The 18,682-nt window shown below is 36.4% G+C and carries 16 protein-coding genes and 1 pseudogene; 12 read left to right on the top strand and 5 right to left on the bottom strand.

Going from position 1 to position 18,682, the window contains the following annotated elements; all coding sequences use genetic code 11:
- The first annotated feature begins 152 nt into the window (after positions 1 to 152).
- Positions 153 to 1,718: an MBOAT family O-acyltransferase gene (locus BM086_RS16220; protein WP_092329489.1), complete on the top strand. Its 1,566-nt coding sequence runs from the start codon at positions 153 to 155 to the stop codon at positions 1,716 to 1,718.
- A gap of 162 nt (positions 1,719 to 1,880) precedes the next feature.
- On the opposite strand, the gene BM086_RS16215 is transcribed toward BM086_RS16220, so the two are convergent.
- Positions 1,881 to 2,966, bottom strand: a complete 1,086-nt coding sequence (locus BM086_RS16215) for a hypothetical protein (protein WP_092329620.1) — start codon at positions 2,964 to 2,966, stop codon at positions 1,881 to 1,883.
- Positions 2,967 to 3,152: 186 nt separating this feature from the next.
- On the opposite strand from BM086_RS16215, the gene BM086_RS16210 reads away from it, so the two are divergent.
- From BM086_RS16210 to BM086_RS16200, 3 genes are read left to right on the top strand one after another with little or no spacing between them, the layout of a single operon-like run.
- Complete coding sequence (locus tag BM086_RS16210; RefSeq protein ID WP_092329484.1) at positions 3,153 to 3,401, top strand: TIGR03905 family TSCPD domain-containing protein; 249 nt, start codon at positions 3,153 to 3,155, stop codon at positions 3,399 to 3,401.
- 21 nt (positions 3,402 to 3,422) lie between these two features.
- On the top strand, positions 3,423 to 4,505 hold the full coding sequence (locus tag BM086_RS16205) for an undecaprenyldiphospho-muramoylpentapeptide beta-N-acetylglucosaminyltransferase (RefSeq protein ID WP_092329479.1): 1,083 nt from the start codon (positions 3,423 to 3,425) through the stop codon (positions 4,503 to 4,505).
- A 30-nt stretch (positions 4,506 to 4,535) separates the two neighbouring features.
- Positions 4,536 to 5,060: an S-ribosylhomocysteine lyase gene (locus BM086_RS16200; RefSeq protein WP_092329474.1), complete on the top strand. Its 525-nt coding sequence runs from the start codon at positions 4,536 to 4,538 to the stop codon at positions 5,058 to 5,060.
- 181 nt (positions 5,061 to 5,241) lie between these two features.
- On the opposite strand, the gene BM086_RS16195 is transcribed toward BM086_RS16200, so the two are convergent.
- Positions 5,242 to 5,784, bottom strand: a complete 543-nt coding sequence (locus BM086_RS16195) for an NADH peroxidase (RefSeq protein WP_092329470.1) — start codon at positions 5,782 to 5,784, stop codon at positions 5,242 to 5,244.
- Between the two features lie 345 nt (positions 5,785 to 6,129).
- Between BM086_RS16195 and BM086_RS16190 the strand changes: the two genes are divergently transcribed.
- From BM086_RS16190 to BM086_RS16160, 7 genes and pseudogenes are all read left to right on the top strand, one after another.
- A complete protein-coding gene (locus BM086_RS16190) occupies positions 6,130 to 6,999 on the top strand; it encodes a MurR/RpiR family transcriptional regulator (protein WP_092329466.1) in 870 nt (289 codons plus the stop codon).
- A gap of 41 nt (positions 7,000 to 7,040) precedes the next feature.
- Positions 7,041 to 7,736 (top strand): 5'-methylthioadenosine/adenosylhomocysteine nucleosidase, encoded by a 696-nt coding sequence (locus BM086_RS16185; RefSeq protein WP_092329462.1) that lies wholly within the window; start codon positions 7,041 to 7,043, stop codon positions 7,734 to 7,736.
- A gap of 111 nt (positions 7,737 to 7,847) precedes the next feature.
- Positions 7,848 to 9,428 carry a glucose-6-phosphate isomerase gene (locus BM086_RS16180; RefSeq protein WP_092329457.1) on the top strand — a complete coding sequence of 527 codons (1,581 nt, stop codon included), beginning with the start codon at positions 7,848 to 7,850 and terminating at the stop codon, positions 9,426 to 9,428.
- A 385-nt stretch (positions 9,429 to 9,813) separates the two neighbouring features.
- Positions 9,814 to 11,328, top strand: coding sequence for a sensor histidine kinase (locus BM086_RS16175; RefSeq protein WP_092329452.1), 1,515 nt, complete (start codon positions 9,814 to 9,816; stop codon positions 11,326 to 11,328).
- A gap of 43 nt (positions 11,329 to 11,371) precedes the next feature.
- Positions 11,372 to 12,057: pseudogene (locus BM086_RS16170) on the top strand (response regulator transcription factor).
- Between the two features lie 52 nt (positions 12,058 to 12,109).
- Entirely contained in the window at positions 12,110 to 12,877 is a 768-nt protein-coding gene (locus BM086_RS16165; protein ID WP_092329448.1) for an RluA family pseudouridine synthase, read from the top strand.
- A 2-nt stretch (positions 12,878 to 12,879) separates the two neighbouring features.
- Positions 12,880 to 14,316, top strand: coding sequence for a hypothetical protein (locus BM086_RS16160; protein WP_092329443.1), 1,437 nt, complete (start codon positions 12,880 to 12,882; stop codon positions 14,314 to 14,316).
- Positions 14,317 to 14,382: 66 nt separating this feature from the next.
- Here BM086_RS16160 and BM086_RS16155 read toward each other — a convergent pair whose 3' ends face one another.
- From BM086_RS16155 to BM086_RS16145, 3 genes are all read right to left on the bottom strand, one after another.
- Positions 14,383 to 14,868, bottom strand: a complete 486-nt coding sequence (locus BM086_RS16155; RefSeq protein ID WP_092329440.1) for a hypothetical protein — start codon at positions 14,866 to 14,868, stop codon at positions 14,383 to 14,385.
- A gap of 100 nt (positions 14,869 to 14,968) precedes the next feature.
- Positions 14,969 to 16,315, bottom strand: coding sequence for a sensor histidine kinase (locus BM086_RS16150; protein ID WP_092329436.1), 1,347 nt, complete (start codon positions 16,313 to 16,315; stop codon positions 14,969 to 14,971).
- A 40-nt stretch (positions 16,316 to 16,355) separates the two neighbouring features.
- Positions 16,356 to 17,033 carry a response regulator transcription factor gene (locus BM086_RS16145; RefSeq protein ID WP_092329431.1) on the bottom strand — a complete coding sequence of 226 codons (678 nt, stop codon included), beginning with the start codon at positions 17,031 to 17,033 and terminating at the stop codon, positions 16,356 to 16,358.
- A 430-nt stretch (positions 17,034 to 17,463) separates the two neighbouring features.
- On the opposite strand from BM086_RS16145, the gene BM086_RS16140 reads away from it, so the two are divergent.
- Complete coding sequence (locus tag BM086_RS16140) at positions 17,464 to 18,642, top strand: DUF3810 domain-containing protein (protein WP_092329427.1); 1,179 nt, start codon at positions 17,464 to 17,466, stop codon at positions 18,640 to 18,642.
- Positions 18,643 to 18,682 lie beyond the last annotated feature (40 nt).

Raw genomic sequence — 18,682 nt, 5'->3', positions numbered from 1 at the left:
TACACAAAACAGCTAATTTGTTATACTCTTGATGTTTGCTTGGATGTATTAAGTTGTGATACATCATTTTTAATAAAATAAAAAATAAAGAATACAGCTAATGTTCAGACATAAATGGTTCAAAACAAAAATTGAAAATAAGGGGTTTGGTAATGGGGTTTAATTCCTTTAGATTTATACTTATATTTCTTCCTATTCTTTTATGTGGGTGGTACGGACTAAATAAGATAAAGTTTTATGAGGTTGCTGACTTATTTTTGGTAATGATGTCCATAATCTTTTATGATTCTTTTGGCGAAGGGCTTTATAAGATTCTTTTGCTGAGCATATTTGTAAACTATGGAATTAGCGTGCTTATTTATTATATTGATAACCGAAAGGCTGATTCTAAAGGAAAGGAATCCATAAAGAAGATTATCAAAGTAATCGGTGTTCTTGCTAATCTTTTACTGCTATTTTATTTTAAATATCTTGGATTTTTTACCGAGAATTTAAATGCTCTTACAGGGACGACATTTTCTGCAAAAGAAATACTGATGCCCATTGGAATAAGCTTTTTTACCTTCGGGCAGATATCTTTTATCATAGACAGAGCAAATGGAGAAGCTCCATGCTATTCATTTACTGAATACGCACTTTATACAGCCTATTTTCCTAAGCTTACTCAGGGACCAATTGCTTTTCATAAAGAAATGATAGATCAGTTTAAGGACAAATCATTAAGGCATTATGATGCTGATAAAATGGCTAAAGGAATAATGGCATTTATCATTGGATTGTCAAAAAAGGTACTTCTTGCAGATAACCTGGCGAAGGCTGTAAACTACGGTTTTACCCAGACTTATTATCTTGATACCATCACAGTAGCACTGGTTATGCTGGCCTATACTTTTGAGATATATCTGGATTTTTCAGGATATTGCGATATGGCGTATGGAGTAAGCCTTATGCTTGGATATAAGCTTCCTGTGAATTTTAATTCTCCTTATAAGGCTGCATCCTCCAAGGAATTATGGCAGCGCTGGCATATGACTCTTTCAAGATTTTTTATCAAATACGTGTACATTCCTCTTGGTGGAAGCAGAAAAGGAAAGCTGCGTACCATGTTAAATGTTCTGATTGTATTTGTTCTTAGCGGATTGTGGCATGGCGCCGGTTGGACTTATATATGTTGGGGACTTATGCAGGGATTATTGGTTGTATTTGATAATCTGGGAATAATCGGTATTTCAGATAAAAAGAGATCAGAAGATAATAATAATGTTAAAAAAGAAAAATATCTCTTGGGAGATAAAGCGCTGGTTACAATTCCGCGAGGACTGGGAAATGCAATTACTTTTGTTTTATTCCTGATATCGCTTGTTTTCTTTGGTTCAAAAAATATGACCTATGCACTTCAGATGTTTAAGAGATTTTTCTTCTGGACTTATCCGGGCTTCTTATATAGAACAGTTGAAAATCTGGCAATTCCGGAGAATTACGTTTTCAGACAGCTCCTTACTCAGCTTGGAATGCAAAACGCAGTGATATGGGTGTATATGATCACCTTTATACTACTTCTTGCAATTTGCGCAGTTGTTATGAGAATGAAGAATACTATGGAAATAATTGAAGAGACAACTTACAGCAAAAAAACAGTTGCCGCGTTTGTTATTTTGTTTGTGTGGTCATTCATTTCTTTATCAAATGTAAGTACATTTATTTATTTTCAGTTCTAAGAACAAAGAGTTTTGCCTGCAAAACTCTCGCGCCGAGCGCGGATGCTTTAGCATCACATTCATTTCGCGCGAGTGCGCATCCATAGCGGAGCGTTTTTTATTGAATAGGTATTTCCTATTCAATAAAAAGCCCTTCACTTTAATCGTGAGGGGCTTGATTTTTTATTCATATATTAGCATATCATCCTTTTCATAAGGAATAATATACTGATTTACTACTTTATCAGAGAAAGCTTTTACTTCGTTTAGCTTATCTTCATAATTGTCGGTAGTAAGCTCATTTTCACCGGCAATTATTTTATCCAGCATGTAGCGATTGATTTCCTGTGAAAAATGAATTGAGTCCATGTAATTGTCAAGATTTGTGGCAATCTCTTCCTCAGCCTGGAAACAGTAAATCTTTACATTAGGGTAACTAAGGAGAGCTTTGGTCATTTGTATCTCATTGTAAATGTAGGCATCTCTCTCACCTGTTCTTACTATTCCATCCCACCAAAGCATTGAATATACAGGGTAAAAGAAAATAAATTCAGTTTCAGGATGAGCTTCAACCTGAGATGCAAGGAGCTTTATGTTGGCATCAAGTTCTGACTGATATACAGTTTCAGGCATCATTGGAGTAACATCTTTTTTCCTGTAATAAATTGATAGTGCCTGCACTGTACTGAATGTCTTCCACTGAGCCCAGTTATAGGATGAACCTTCATCATAATTACCTATAAAAGAATTAGCAATCTCGTATGGAATCTTTTCAAAAAGGACATCCTTATTGAAAAGATACTGAACATCGTTAAGCGGATTTTTGTCATACAGGTACATAGGGCATCCGGTTGACTTATAGGTTGTCTCAGCTGAAGCGGACAGCGAAGACGGATCAATATTGTAGAAAACTCTTTTTATATTGTGATTTTCGTAAGCAATATCCATAAGGTAACACAGGTCAGCAGTTGCGCCATAGGATCGGATAGCCTTTATTGACTTAACACCGTAAGCATCATCATACCAGGCATTATTGTTATTCTCCATTACAGATGAACCTACCAAAAGCGCATCATAATCAAAATTTCTAAGTGTTCCTACGCATTGGTATTCTTTATCATTTAGTACTGCCTTTAGCCCAAACCAGGGTTTATGATAATGATAAAATGGATCAAAGATAAAGACTACAGAGGCTATTAGAACTGCAAATATAAGTATGGTACAAAGAAGTTTTTTTATAAAAAAAGTTGGATTATTTTTATTGGTCATTATTATATATCTTTCAAATTTATTTATTATTGGCCTGTTTATTACATGAAGTATGTAATGCTTTATTGATTTTAACACCAATTTCCACAATGCACAAAAAAATGATATACTTATACAGCGAATTATGTATTGTTAAAAAGCCTATCATTTTTTCAATACGAATCGGAGCTAAAAAGGAGTAATCAAATGATATACAAGACAAAAGGTACATGTTCAACTCAAATAGATATCGATGTTGAAGATGGAATAATAAAGCATGTCGAATTTACAAACGGCTGTAACGGAAATCTTCAGGGAGTTGCGAGACTTGTTGAAGGTATGAAAGGTGAAGATGCTATTTCAAAGCTTCGCGGAATTAAGTGCGGATTCAAGAATACTTCATGCCCGGATCAGCTCTCTTATGCAATAGAACAGGCAATGAAGGCAGAGAATTGATTGTGAAAGAAGGTTGAGATCGTGAGTGAATCATTGGCTAAGAAGATAGTTCTTACAGGTGGCGGAAGTGCAGGACATGTAACACCAAATATTGCCCTTATTCCAGCCCTTAAAAAAGCCGGATTTGATATTTATTACATCGGTTCCTATAGCGGAATCGAGAAAAAGCTTATTGAAGATTACAACATTCCTTATTTTGGGATTGCTACAGGTAAGCTTAGAAGATATTTCGATCCAAAGAATTTTTCAGATCCATTCAGAGTATTAAAGGGTTTCACTGAAGCATTAACTTTATTAAAAAAGATAAAACCGGATATCGTTTTTTCAAAAGGTGGTTTTGTAAGTGTCCCTGTTGTACGAGCAGCTGGAGTATTGCATATTCCGTATATTGTCCATGAATCAGATATGACACCGGGACTTGCAAATAAGCTTAGCATGACAGGCGCAAGAAAGATCTGCTGTAATTTCCCGGAAACTATGAGTCTTTTACCGGCTGACAAGGCTGTACTTACAGGAACTCCTATCAGAGACGAACTGGGAATGGGTTCAAGAGAAGCAGGCAAAAAGCTTTGCGGATTTACAGATGATAAGCCGGTTCTTATGGTAATTGGCGGAAGCCTTGGCGCACAGTCTGTAAATGAAACAGTTCGTTTTGCGCTTCCAAGACTTCTTCCGAACTTTAATGTTGTTCATATTTGTGGAAAAGAAAAAATGGATAACTTAAAGCTTTCTGTTCCTGGATACAAACAGTTTGAATATGTAAAGAACGAGTTAAAAGATATTTTTGCTATGGCTGATATTGTTGTATCAAGAGCAGGTGCTAATTCAATATGTGAATTACTTGCGCTTAGAAAACCTAATATCCTGATTCCACTTTCAACAAAATCGAGCAGAGGCGACCAGATGTTAAATGCCCGCTCATTTGAAAAGCAGGGATTTTCTCTTGTGATAGATAATGATGAGCTTGATGAGGATATTTTGGTAGAAACAATAGAAGATCTCTACGAAAACCGTGAGCAGTTCATCGAAAACATGCATCGCAGCAGCTTACATTCAGCAACTGATACAATTGTTGACATAATTGTTGAAGAAATGAATAAGTAATAGATAGCAAAGGTAAAAAGGAGGATTAAAATGGATTTAATACCTAGTTTTTCAGTTGATCACACAAAGATCGTTCCGGGTATTTTTGTCAGCAGACAGGATGTTCTCGGAGATAAGATTATTACAACTTATGATATAAGGGTTACAAGACCTAACAGAGAGCCTGCAGTGGATGTAGCTGCAATGCATACTCTTGAGCATTTGATCGCAACATTTCTTCGTAATGACCCTGATTGGAAGGACGAAGTAATCTACTGGGGACCAATGGGATGCCTTACAGGATTCTATCTTATCCTTAAAGGAAACCGCGCACCTAAGGAGATACATGATCTTCTTCTCAGAGCTTTCAGATCTGTAAAAGATGCTGACAGCGTTCCCGGTTCAAACGAAGAGAACTGCGGAAACTATCTTATGCATAACCTTTGGCTTGCTAAATGGCATGCTGAAAAGTTTGCAGATTATCTTGAGAAAAATGCTGATAATCAGGCTATTTTTGAGTATCCTCAGTCAGAGAGATTAGTTACTGATGATGGTCGTCAGTTCTTCGATTCATGATATTTTGTGATGACAGGGAAAAAGGTTTTTAATTTTACGACACACGAATAAACGATAATAAAAAGAGAATCAAAGGACAGTTGTCTATTGATTCTCTTTTGTTTATAGAATGATTGAGCGTTCTTAAGAACTCAGTGCATATTATACAAGCCAATTTGACTTGCATTTAATAGAGTTTTTATTATTTAAAATATCTGTCAAGAAGTCCCTTGAATGCCTTGCCGTGTCTTGCCTCGTCTCTTGCCATCTCATGAACTGTATCATGAATTGCATCAAGATCAAGAGCTTTAGCTCTCTTTGCAAGATCGAACTTGCCCTGAGTTGCGCCGTTCTCAGCATCTACACGCATCTCGAGATTCTTCTTGGTTGAATCTGTGAGAACTTCGCCAAGAAGTTCAGCGAACTTAGCAGCATGTTCAGCCTCTTCCCAGGCAGCCTTTGCATAATAATCGCCAACTTCAGGATAGCCTTCACGATAAGCCTGACGGCTCATTGCAAGATACATACCAACTTCTGAACACTCTCCGGTAAAGTTTGAACGAAGGTCCTCGATAATGTCATCAGGTGCTCCTTTTGCAACTCCTACAACATGCTCTGCAGCCCATACCAAATCTTCAGCCTGTTTGGTGAATTTGGATGCGGGAGCTTTACATACAGGACAAGCCTCCGGGGGCTGATCGCCTTCATGAACGTAACCACATACCTGACATACCCACTTCATAATCTAGTCTCCTTTCCTGCGCTATGCGCCAAGTGCAAATCTTTGCACAATAATGCCCATATTTAAAAGAAAATAAGAATATATAAAGAAACTCCTACTTCTAGTAGCATACCATAGAACGACAAAAAATAGAGGTCACTTTATAAATATTTTATAGTATCTTTTCAAATTGTTGAAAATTAATTTCGATACTGAAATTAGTTTTAATGTATACTAAATATGTAATTGATATTACGTTTTTAATTTATTGTTTAATTGCGAAAATGTAATATATCAGATCAGTTATTTAATGTAACTGTTATACCGTTCAGTGCGACAATTGCTTGCTAATTTCATAGGAGAGCGTTTATGAACATTGTCAGTGAAAAGATTAAGAGCTGTTACGACAATTTGCCGGCTGCAGAGAGAATGGTTGCAGATTTTGTTCTTGAGAGAAAGGATGACCTTTTTCAGTATCCGATAAAAGAACTTGCGAGATTATCAGGAACAACTCAGGCTGCATGGACAAGATTTGCTCAGGCTATAGGGTATTCCGGCCTTAAAGAATTAAAAAATGCCTATTATTCAGAAGCAAATGTATCTTTACAGCAGGCAGATAAAGGCGGTCCCAAGATTGCTTTTAAGGATGTGAACGAGTATACTTCATTACAGTCGATAGCTGATAATATTTGCGCGACCAGTGTCCAGGCGATTCAGACAACATATAGATTGTTTGATACAGGGACATTCAGTGAGGTTGTCACACGGATAGTTTCTGCCAGACAGATTCAGGTTTTCGGTGTTGGTACTGCCGGAGTTGCTGCATATGATTTTTACTGCAAACTTCTTAGGATACACTATAATGTGGTATTCAATCAGGATCATCATATGAACATGATGACTGTATCACAGATTGGGCCTGATGATGTTGCAATTTTCTTTGTCGACAATGCTAAGAATAAAGAAATCATGCAGATTTTTAACATTGCAAAAGAAAAGGAAGCAGTAACGCTTGCTGTTACTAAACTCGGAAATAATCCTCTTACTACCGGATGTGATTATGTTCTTTTTACAACTTCTCCTGAAATTGATAAAAAAAGCGGTGTAACAAGTTCAAGATTTGCGCAGCTTTTTATGGTTGATACACTCTATACAGCTATTGCCAATCGTGATTATGATAATATACGTGGTTATCTTCATGATTCTTATGAAGTATTCCATGAATCGGGCAGGGAATAAGAGGCCTATCAATATAAAAAAGAAAGTATAAAGGGAATAGTATGAAAATCGGAATTATCGGAGCAATGGAAGTCGAGGTTGAAACCCTCAAGAAAAATATGGAAGTAAAAAACACTGTTAAGAAAGCTTCCATGGAGTTTTATGAAGGAAAAATCGGAAATACAGAAGTAGTCGTTGTAAGAAGCGGAATCTGTAAAGTAAATGCAGGTATCTGTGTTCAGATACTTGTGGATACATTTGGAGTTACACATGTGATAAATACAGGAGCTGCAGGTTCTTTAGATGCAAGAATTAATATCGGAGATATAGTTCTTTCAACAGATGCCTGCTACCATGATGTGGATGCGACTATTTTTGGTTATAAAAAAGGAGAAATCCCGCAGCTTGGAGTACAGTCTTTTAAGGCTGATGATGAACTTAGAGGTAAAGCAAAAGCAGCAATCAGTATTGCAGCGCCTGATCTGGGGGTTTTTGAAGGAAGAGTTTGCAGCGGAGATCAGTTTATTTGTGACCCAAAAGTCAAAGATGCGATAATAAAAGACTTTTCCGGAATTTGCACAGAGATGGAAGGAGCAGGAATTGCTCAGGCATGTTTCCTCAATAATATTCCATTTCTTATTATCCGCGCAATTTCAGATAAAGCAGACGGAAGCGAGATAAAAGATTACGTCGAATTTGAAAATAAAGCAGCCAAAGATTGTGCCGCAGTAACTATGGAGCTTTTGAAATCTTTGTGATATTAAGTTCTATGGAATTGCACAGACAATTTATGAATGGTACACTTGATAAGGCACGGGATACGTTTTTTTATAAATTACATAACGTGAACCACACAGGAGGACTAGAAGATGGTAAATTGGAATAATCTTGACACACTTAAGTCTTATGACGAGCTTAAAAAAGTGGCAAAGGTTGATCTTGTAAGCGCTATGACAGGCGAAGGCGGAGCGGAGAGAGTTAAGAACTATTCAGTTCCTATGGCTGCAGGAATGGCTTTCAACTATGCTGCTAAAGAGGTTGATGACAATGTTCTTTCAGCACTTTCAGAACTTGCATCTGAGGCACAGCTCGTTGAAAAGTATGAAGCTCTTTACAATGGAGAAGTGATCAATACTGGTGAAAAGAGAATGGTTCTTCATCAGCTTACCAGAGGCCAGCTTGGAGAAAAGGTTGTAGCTGATGGTGTAGATAAGCGCGAGTTTTATGTTAAGGAACAGAAGAGAATTGCTGACTTTGCAAATAAAGTTCACTCAGGTGAGATTGCAAATGCAAAGGGAGAGAAATTCACAACTGTTGTTCAGATAGGTATCGGTGGTTCTGATCTTGGCCCAAGAGCTATGTATCTTGCACTTGAGAACTGGGCAAAGAGAACAGGCAATTTCAAAATGGAAGCAAAGTTCATCAGTAATGTAGATCCTGATGACGCATCTGCAGTTCTTAATTCAGTAGATGTTGCACATTCTATCTTTATTCTTGTTTCTAAGTCTGGAACAACTCTTGAAACACTTACAAACGAGTCTTTTGTAACAGACGCACTTAAGAAGGCAGGTCTTGATGCTTCAAAGCATATGATAGCTGTAACATCAGAGACTTCACCACTTGCAAAGAGTGATAACTACCTTGAAGCTTTCTTCATGGATGATTATATCGGTGGACGTTATTCTTCAACTTCAGGCGTTGGCGGAGCAGTTCTTTCACTTGCATTCGGACCAGAAGTATTTGCTCAGTTCCTTGATGGAGCAGCAGAAGAAGATAAGCTTGCAACCAACAAAGATTTGCTCAAGAATCCTGCAATGCTCGATGCAATGATCGGTGTTTATGAGAGAAATATCCTTGGTTATGGCAGCACAGCAGTTCTTCCATATTCTCAGGGACTTAGCCGTTTCCCTGCACATCTTCAGCAGCTTGATATGGAATCAAACGGTAAGAGCGTAAACCGTTTTGGTGATCCTATAAACTATGTAACTGGTCCTGTTATCTTTGGTGAGCCAGGAACAAACGGACAGCATTCATTCTATCAGCTCCTTCACCAGGGAACAGATATTATTCCGCTCCAGTTCATTGGATTTAAGAACAGTCAGCTTCAGAATGACGTTAATATCCAGGACAGCACAAGCCAGCAGAAACTCTGTGCTAATGTAGCTGCTCAGATTGTAGCTTTTGCCTGCGGAAAGAAGGATGATAACCTTAACAAGAACTTCAAGGGTGGAAGACCTTCAAGTATTATTATTGGAGATGAGCTTGATCCTAAGTCACTTGGCGCACTTCTTGCACACTTCGAGAACAAGGTCATGTTCCAGGGCTTTGTATGGAATATCAACAGCTTTGACCAGGAAGGCGTTCAGCTTGGTAAAGTTCTTGCAAAGAAAGTTCTTGCACATGAGACAGATGGAGCACTTGCTGAGTACAGCAAACTTTTGAACATTTGATTATGGAAATATAATGCATTTTTGTGCAACATTGAATGAGTAAGCAAATAGGCATTTAAAGTAATTGACTTCAAATGACTTATTTGAGTACAGGCTTGAGTTTCAAATCCAAGAATATATAAGATAATAAACAGAGACTGCAGTGTCATCTTGATTACAAATTGAGATGACAATACGGTCTCTTTATTTTCGTATAAAACTAGCCGATATATAAAATATATCTATATAAGATAAAAAATTTAAAAAAATTGAAAATTACTAAAATATAATTTAATAAGAAATAACGTATTAACAATCTGTTACATTTTTATGATATACTTATGTTAGGGGTATGGACATTTTGCACATAATACCTTGCTGGATATTACAGCATAGGGGGGAATAAATGCGTTTTCGTACTAAGCTTTTAATTACTTCATTGGCAATAGTCGTTATTCCCATCATACTAGCGATTGGTACATTTTTTGCGCTAGGAAGATATCTGGTATATCAGCAAAAGCTAAATGAATTATCAAAGGGATTTGATTACAGCATGGTTTCAGATCCCAGTGAATCTTTTGCAAATATGGCAGATGTTGTTACAACTGAAATAGAAGTAGCATTGACCTTAGATCCATATGTTTTAGAAGACAGACTTTTTTTAGAGAAGATTGATAGAGAACTTGCATCAAAGTATTCATATCTGTTAATTGTAAAAAATGGTTCGATTTTTTACGCAGCTAATCTTAATCGGGCATATGAAGTAATAGGTGAACTTCCAGGGTATGGTACGGATATTAACGGAATATATTACACTGCTTCCAAGCATTTGGTTAAGCAGCTTGATTATGGCCTTTCTACTGGAGACAGATGGAGTATTTACATTATTTCCGGAATAAGGACAGTTTTAACAGCATCACTATTCATTTATATGGGAATAGCGATAATCGTTATTCTTCTTATCACAAGCTTATTGCTGACAACGTGGATAGGAAACAGTTTCTTTAAGCCGATAGATGAACTTAATATTGCAATGCAGCATATTCAGGATGGTAACTTCGATTATATGCTTCCGACTGATGTCAAGGAAAAAGGCGAGATCGGAGCCATGTATCGTAACTACGAGGATATGAGACTTAGGCTTAAGGAATCAGCTGAGGAAAAGATAGAGAGAGAAAAGCAGAATAAAGAGCTTATCAGTAATATCTCCCACGATCTAAAGACGCCTATCACTGCGATAAAGGGTTATTCACAAGGTCTCCTTGAGGGAGTAGCTGATAATCCTGAGAAACAGATGAAATATGTCAGAATCATTTATAACAAGGCTAATGATATGAATAACCTTATAAATGAGTTGACTTTATATTCAAGTATTGATAATAACAGAATTCCTTATAATTTTATAAGGTTGAATGTAGGAGATTATTTTGGGGACTGTATTGAAGAAATCGGTGCAGATCTTGAAAGTAAATCAATAAAACTTAATTACTCTAATCTTACAGCACCGGATACACAGATTGTTGCAGACCCGGAACAGATAAAGAGAGTAATCAATAACGTAGTAAGTAATAGTGTTAAATATCTTGATAGAGACGACGGCTCCGGCCAGATCGATATCAGGATTTTGGATGAGATTGATTCCATAAGAGTAGAACTGGAAGATAACGGTAAAGGAATTGCACAGGCAGATATACCTAATATTTTCGACAGATTTTACAGAACAGATGCTTCCAGAAACTCCAAGCAGGGAGGAAGTGGAATTGGTCTATCAATTGTTAAAAAGATCATCGAAGATCATGGCGGCTATATTTGGGCTACAAGCCATGAGGGAGAAGGAACCTGCATGCACTTTGTATTACGTAAATATGTTGAGTATGCAGACACTCAGGAAGCAGTTACAGTAGAACATCAAGCAAACTAAATGTTGCACGCAGAACTATACTAAAGAAAGGTAAAGGACGTGTATGAGTAGAATTCTTATTGTTGAGGACGAAGAGGCTATTGCTGATCTTGAAAAGGATTATCTTGAATTAAGCGACTTTGAAGTTAAGATTGAGAACACTGGTGATGCAGGTCTTGAAACCGCGTTGGCTGAGGAATTTGACCTGGTAATTCTTGACCTTATGTTACCGGGGATGGATTTGAAGTATGTAAACACATACGAGAAAAAAAGGATGTTCCGATTCTTATGGTATCAGCAAAAAAAGATGATATCGATAAGATAAGAGGCCTGGGACTTGGTGCTGACGATTATATCACAAAGCCTTTCAGCCCTTCAGAACTTGTTGCAAGGGTTAAAGCACATATGGCAAGATATTCTAGACTTGTTGGTTCAGGCCATGAGAACAATGATTTTGTTGAAATCAGAGGCCTTAAGATCGATAAGACTGCAAGAAGAGTATATGTGGATGATGAGGAAAAGAGCTTCACAACCAAAGAGTTTGATCTTCTTACTTTCCTTGCAGAGAATCCAAACCACGTATTTACCAAGGAAGAACTTTTCAGGAAAATATGGAACATGGATTCAATCGGAGATATTGCGACAGTTACAGTGCATATCAAGAAAATCCGTGAGAAAATTGAATATGACACATCAAATCCGCAGTATATAGAAACTATCTGGGGTGTTGGTTACAGATTTAAAGTATGATAGGAACTCCTGTCCGGTTGATAGCTGGATAGGAGTTTTTTGAGGAATTATAATGAAAGAAATTAAGTACATTTATGAAGATGAAGATATTCTTGTCTGCCACAAGCCGGCTGGTATTGCAACTGAAGGGGCAAGAGCCTACAACATGGATGTGGTCAGCGCAGCAAGAAATTATCTTAGTCGTAAAAATAAGGACAAAAAAGCTACCGGAAAACCTGCATATGTTGTAACTGTTCACAGATTGGACCAGCCGGTGGAGGGAGTCCTTATCCTTGCAAAAACAAAGAAAGCAGCTACAGATATATCGGCACAGATAAAAAACAGAACTACTCAGAAATATTACTATGCACTATGCCATGGCGTGATAGAAGAAAATGAAGGATGTTTAGAAAACTATCTTGCAAGGACTGAAGATGGCTTGGCAAGAGTTGTTTCTGAAGAAGAGAAAAATAACTGCAAGGACAACTGCATAACAGGGGATAATGGCGAAAAGATAAGAATAATCGCAGGAGATATAAAGAAAGCAAAGTTAAACTATGAAGTTGTTGCAAGGGGCGAAGAGGAAACTCTTTTAAGAATAAAGCTGATAACGGGTCGCTTTCATCAGATAAGAGTACAGCTTGCAAATATAGGACATCCGATCCTGGGCGATAATAAGTATCCGACGGAGGCATCAAAGGCTTATTCAGAAGCTAGAGGTATAAACAGTGTCTGTCTTGTCAGTTACAGATTTGAGTTAAAGCATCCGTCCACCAAAAAGAGAATGGAATTTGAGATTGTTCCTGATAATACATTTATCAGGCGGTATCTCGAGGTATAAGAATGCAGTATCTTTTTTCATTATATGCTATTTTGCTTTGTACAGTTCTTCCGCTTTATATGAAGTCGGGGTATTATAACCTTGGAGAGGCAAAAGCTAAATGTTATTTTGCGCTGAGCATACCTTTTTTTATAATATTTTTGACTGGGTATGTTTATGAGTATGTAAAAAATAAGCGGAAAGAACAATGCAAAAATTCTGAAAAATTAACGACAGCTCAGTATTTTTTTTATGGAACTTTGGTGTCTTGTCTGATAACATATATGTTTTCAATTGATAAGAAAACAGCATTTTGGGGCTATGAAGGCTGGAGAACCGGTCTATTTTCAACAATTATGAGCCTTGCTTTTTGCTTCTTTTTTAGAAAGTGGAAAAGACAAGGAAAGCTTATTTTTTATATTGTAATGATAATTCCATTCTTGGAATTTATTTTATCTATACTTAATCGCTTCGGAAATTACCCATTTGCAATTGAAGGAAAGAATCCCTCATTTTTGGCTACTCTTGGAAATATAGGATGGTTTTCCGGATATTTGTCTATATGGGTTCCTGTTGGAATAGGTATCATGTATATTCAAAAAGAATTCTCAATGAATTTTTTTATTAGCGGGGGTTATACAATAGCAGGTCTGATAGCACTTTTAATACAAGGAAGTAATGGAGCAGCCCTTATTATTATGTCTTCCTACCTGCTGCTTTTATGGTGTTCATTATCTGACAGAGAAGCTATAAAAAGATTTCTAATTCAGTTATTGATTCTTGGAATATCAATGACAATAGTTGATATTCTATTACTCTTTTTCCATAAAAAATATAATTATGAAAACAATATTCTCATAGGTCTGTGCGAAAAACATGTCGGACTTGTGCTGATTGCTGTGGCATTTTTTGCTTACAGCCTCTTAAGATTATTTGAAGAAATAAACGTAGAATATAGTGAAAAACTCACAAAAAGAATATACTCTATTGGAATGATATCAGGGGCTGCTACAGCAATATTCTTTTTGCTCAATAATTTTAGTGATAGTTTTGGAAACGGAAGAGGTCTGATCCTTAGATTGAGTGCCAGGGTATTTGAGGGATTTTCCGGATGGCAGAGATTTGTCGGAATTGGACAGGACTGCCTTTATGTATATGCCTTGGAAAATGAAGAATTAAAGGGATTATTTATAGATGCTTTTGGCGGAAGCGCTCTTACAAATTCGCACTGTGAACTTTTTACTATACTGATTGAAAGAGGGATTCTTGGAGCGTTTTTGTATTTAGGGCTTTTTATAAGTATTTTGATAAAGCTTATAAAGGCAAGAAAAAGGGAGAGCGCAGCTATAATCTACGCACTCCCGATAATCTCTTATTTTGTTTATAATCAGGTTTCTTTTGCACAATTGACATCCACGCCATATATCTACCTTATAATTGGTATGGCGATGACAATATAGCATTAGACATTCATTGTTGCAAAAATGGTTAAAGTTCACTCGCTCCAGTAACTAAGTTGTGCAACATCAATTCAGATCAGGAATCTTTATTGATGGATCCAGATCATGGAAAAATGTTCTGGTTTCTATTATTCCGTACAATGCTTCATTGTATTCATAAAGAAATCTTTCATTTATATTCTCTTTTCCATACATCCGTACACGCCCAAGATATGCGTTTAGAATTGAACAATAGCGCTTATCAAGGTCAAATTTTTTGATAATTTCGTCCATTCTGCGACGCGGATGTTTAGACGCAAATTTTCTTATATCAATCTGCAAATCTACGGGTATTTCTTTTTCTCTTTCATGAACAGAATGAAGATAGCTGTCGTAGGTCTCTTCATCAATTGGTTCAAATCTGTCGGTGAACTCAAGACAGCAAGCATTGTCCGGGAGTAATAATCTTACCCTGTCCGGCCCGTAAACATCTTCGATTTCCGCAACAACGTGTGGAACCAAAGGTTTTCCATTATAATCCAAGATGATAACTTTATCGCCCTTTTTGTACATAAGCATCCTCCGGAAAAAAGAATTTTATGTAACTATTATACGATATACATCACGTTATAACCACTAAAAACAGCCTTTTTTACGAAAAAAACATGTATTTTTATTTCTTCTTTGGCGCTTGTATTGGCAATGTGACAACAAACCTGATAATTTTATCACCATCTTTAACTGCTTTGATATTTCCGCCATGGGAAATTGCTATCGCCCTTGCCACAGAAAGACCTATGCCATATCCGCCGGTATCACGGCTTCGCGATGAATCTGCCCGGTAAAATCTGTCAAATAATCTGTCAAGATTTCCTTCGGGAACTTTGTCACAGGTATTTGAAATATCAAGCACAATGTTTTTTTCTTTTGTGAGTGATAAACTAATGACTCCGTTTTCACTTGAATACTTCATGGCATTGTCAAGAAGCAGTGAGGTTAGCTGATTCATTGAGTTTTTGTCACCGGTAATATGAATATTATCAGTAATATCAAAAGTATATTTTTTATTTTTTGATTCAGCGATAGCCTGAAAAGAAATCGCAGTTTCTCTTACAGTGTTACTAAGATCAAAGTCGCTAAATACCACATGCATCCTCTCTTCATCCATTCTTGATAAAGTCAGGAGGTTTTTGACAAGACTGTTCATGCGTTTTATCTGATTTCTTACGCTGCTTGTCCATTCATTTTTACCGGATTCAAGTTCCAAAACATCTATGTTTGCAGAAATAACTGCAAGAGGAGTTTTAAGCTCATGTCCTGCATCAGTAATAAATTGCTTTTGCTTTTCAAGTGACTCAACAACAGGAGCAACAGCCTGACTTGAAAACAGGTAAACCAGTATGAACATGGCAACAAGCGCAACGGCACCGATAAAAAGCGTCTGAAGAAGAAGTTTAAAAGCACTTATCAGGGCGGAACTGAGGTCTACAAAAACAATCAGAATTGAGCCATTATCAGTTTCTTTTTTACTGTATCTGTATGAGTGGTAAAAACCGGAATTCTTTTTCCCATTAAATACAGCTGTTGCAATGGTACTTGCATCAGAGAGAGAGACAGCGGCAATATGTGTCAGGTTCTCCTCTGTGATCATGCCTTCAGAATTAAAACGGACAAAGAAATATCTGGACTGATAGGGCATTTCCATAGACCTGGTGTTATTTAGTCTGTCGAAAGTAAAAATTTTCTGTTTAATAAAATCATCAGAAATAGGAGGTGGAGCCTGAACCTCTGATAAATCCTGATTGTTGTCGTTATCTTTATTAAAGATTCTAGGATCAGTTGGCGCTATAAGTCCCGGAAAAAAACCATTATTGGAAGTCAGGGTATAAAGAATTTTATCGGCATCGCTTACCATGCTAAAAATATTTGCAGCATTTATGACACTGATCATTACGATGATTATTACTAAAAGAGACAACATTGCAGTTATTACAAATTTTTTCCTAAGCTTTTTTACCATAGAAAGACCTCTGCAAAAAAATGATCTGCCTTACAAGTTATTATTCTTTAATTGCATTGATAGAATATCCAAGTCCACGGGAAGCCTTGATTTCACAGCTAGCTTCCAGAGATGTAAGTTTTTTTCTTAAATTTGAGATGTAAACCCATACAACATTTACATCTGCTTCACCATCCGACCATATACGATCCATAAAAGTATCGACAGAAATAATTCTTCCGGGAGATGTCATCAGCATTTCAAGCATCTGAAATTCTCTTCCTGAAAGTCGGATATTGTCGTGATCAGGGGTAGATAATTCATATCCTGAACGGTCAAGAGTAAGATTTCCGCAGGTTAGTTTTGGCTGGGAAAAATCTGATTTTCTTCTGAGCATTGCGCGAATTCTTGCAAGAAGTTCTCCCATATCAAAGGGTTTTGGAATATAGTCATCTGCTCCAAGGTCAAGTCCCTTTATCCTGTCATCAACTTCTGTCTTGGCTGTTAGGAATAGTACCGGTGTAGAAATTCCTTTATCACGGAGCATCTTGAGAACTTCGGTTCCATCAAGACCGGGCATCATGATGTCAAGAATAATTCCGTCATAATTGCCGCTAAGAGCGTAATCCAAAGCATCTTTTCCGTTGTAAACAGCATCTACGGAGTAATTTGAATGTTTAAGTATTGCAACAAGAGCATTAACGAGTTCTACCTCGTCATCAGCCAGTAATAATCGCATAATATTGATCCTTCCATAATTATCTAATTATTTATATGTGTTTATTGTAACATATTCGTTTAAAAACAAGAGTGTACTAGTGTACGGACACATTCATGATTTAACAAATTCTTTATATATTAGTTATTGCACGTTCCAAAAACATGACAGAGTATTCTTTATCTTTTTTTGTTTATACATACAAGTACATATTCTATTTGATTTGTTAAATAACAAGCAGGTCAGGATAATTTTAATGTTGTGATAAATGTACAAAATGAAGATGAAATTAAATATAATAAACAGATAAACTACACTAAGAAAATATAATTTAAAATGAATTATACATTGAAAATGTATATAAATTGTGAATTATTTTCTTGTTTTTGTACATTATGCGTTCATATTTGGATTGTAAAATTATTTTGAGGGGATATTTGGGAGGGGTTTTATGGTAAAAGGAAAGAAAGCTTATTCTTTATGGGTTATTATAACAATCTTTTTATGTATTATTTTTAATCTTATCTCATGGATTAGTCAGGATTTTTCTGATTACTATGTCACACATATTTTTCCGGTGATAACAAGTATATATGGACGCATTACAAGCAGATTCCCATTTTCAGTGGGGGAAGTTATGCTTGTTGCTATTACTATATATTTAACATTTACAATTCTATTCATTGTTGTGCATACAATATTTATAGTTTATGACAAGGCAGCAAGAAGTCATAAGAAAGTTTTTTTCTCTGTGAAAAGAATTTTTTCTTCCATATCAGATGTTCTTTATATTCTGACACCAAGAATCCTTGCAATAACCTGTGTTGTCATGTCTCTCAATTGCTTTGTGTTATATCACTGTTCAAAACTTCATGTAATAAATACTTATGCCAAAGAAGATTATACATTGGAAGAGCTGGCGAATCTCAGAGATTATGTTGTAAAAAAATGCAATGAATTATCAGCACAGGTTCCACATGATGAAAACGGTAATGTAATGTTTGATGGGAACATGCAGCTTACCGCAATTGAGTCAATGTCAAAACTTTCAGATGATTACCCCAGACTTGGAGGATATTATGTGACGCCCAAGGCACTTTATTTTTCGGATTTTATGTGCCAGCAGTACATGCAGGGCTATTACTTCCCATTTTCAATGGAAGCAAATTATAACGATACTATGAATCTTATGAACAAGCCTTTTACCATGTGCCATGAACTTGCACATACTCATGGTTATATTTATGAAGATGAAGCAAATTTTTTTGGTTTTTTAGCCTGCATCAACTCTGATGACATTGTTTTTCAGTATAGTGGATATCTTGGGGTGCTAAATTATATAAACAATGATTTCTACAAGGCTGTAAGTAAAGAAGAATACGATTCACACGTAAAGATCTCAAAAAGAGTAAGGTATGATAATGAATTTCTTTCTCAGGATGGATGGAAGCAGGTTGAAGCTAAGGCAGTGCTTAAGACTGAGGTCGTAAAAAAAGCAGCAGATGCTTTTATAGACACTAACCTGAAAGTAAATGGAGTATCCTCTGGAAAAGTAAGTTATACACATGTTGTTGGACTTATCATGGATTACTATTATCTTAGCAATTGTTTGTTGGCAGATGCAGATTAAAGGTTATAATAGGACTAGACTTAATAAAAATTGGAGGACT

The sequence above is a fragment of the Butyrivibrio sp. YAB3001 genome (genome assembly GCF_900112195.1).
GTDB lineage: Bacteria > Bacillota > Clostridia > Lachnospirales > Lachnospiraceae > Butyrivibrio.
The sequence above is the reverse complement of the archived record's forward strand: the minus strand, read 5'-3'. Positions and strand labels throughout refer to the sequence as shown.

What these genes read in the sequence shown, in the direction of transcription:
- BM086_RS16220 (WP_092329489.1), top strand. Translation starts at nt 153, where the DNA reads ATGGGGTTTAATTCCTTTAGATTTATACTTATATTTCTTCCTATTCTT.
- BM086_RS16215 (WP_092329620.1), bottom strand. Translation starts at nt 2,966, where the DNA reads ATGACCAATAAAAATAATCCAACTTTTTTTATAAAAAAACTTCTTTGT.
- BM086_RS16210 (WP_092329484.1), top strand. Translation starts at nt 3,153, where the DNA reads ATGATATACAAGACAAAAGGTACATGTTCAACTCAAATAGATATCGAT.
- BM086_RS16200 (WP_092329474.1), top strand. Translation starts at nt 4,536, where the DNA reads ATGGATTTAATACCTAGTTTTTCAGTTGATCACACAAAGATCGTTCCG.
- BM086_RS16190 (WP_092329466.1), top strand. Translation starts at nt 6,130, where the DNA reads ATGAACATTGTCAGTGAAAAGATTAAGAGCTGTTACGACAATTTGCCG.
- BM086_RS16185 (WP_092329462.1), top strand. Translation starts at nt 7,041, where the DNA reads ATGAAAATCGGAATTATCGGAGCAATGGAAGTCGAGGTTGAAACCCTC.
- BM086_RS16180 (WP_092329457.1), top strand. Translation starts at nt 7,848, where the DNA reads ATGGTAAATTGGAATAATCTTGACACACTTAAGTCTTATGACGAGCTT.
- BM086_RS16175 (WP_092329452.1), top strand. Translation starts at nt 9,814, where the DNA reads ATGCGTTTTCGTACTAAGCTTTTAATTACTTCATTGGCAATAGTCGTT.
- BM086_RS16165 (WP_092329448.1), top strand. Translation starts at nt 12,110, where the DNA reads ATGAAAGAAATTAAGTACATTTATGAAGATGAAGATATTCTTGTCTGC.
- BM086_RS16160 (WP_092329443.1), top strand. Translation starts at nt 12,880, where the DNA reads ATGCAGTATCTTTTTTCATTATATGCTATTTTGCTTTGTACAGTTCTT.
- BM086_RS16155 (WP_092329440.1), bottom strand. Translation starts at nt 14,868, where the DNA reads ATGTACAAAAAGGGCGATAAAGTTATCATCTTGGATTATAATGGAAAA.
- BM086_RS16150 (WP_092329436.1), bottom strand. Translation starts at nt 16,315, where the DNA reads ATGGTAAAAAAGCTTAGGAAAAAATTTGTAATAACTGCAATGTTGTCT.
- BM086_RS16145 (WP_092329431.1), bottom strand. Translation starts at nt 17,033, where the DNA reads ATGCGATTATTACTGGCTGATGACGAGGTAGAACTCGTTAATGCTCTT.
- BM086_RS16140 (WP_092329427.1), top strand. Translation starts at nt 17,464, where the DNA reads ATGGTAAAAGGAAAGAAAGCTTATTCTTTATGGGTTATTATAACAATC.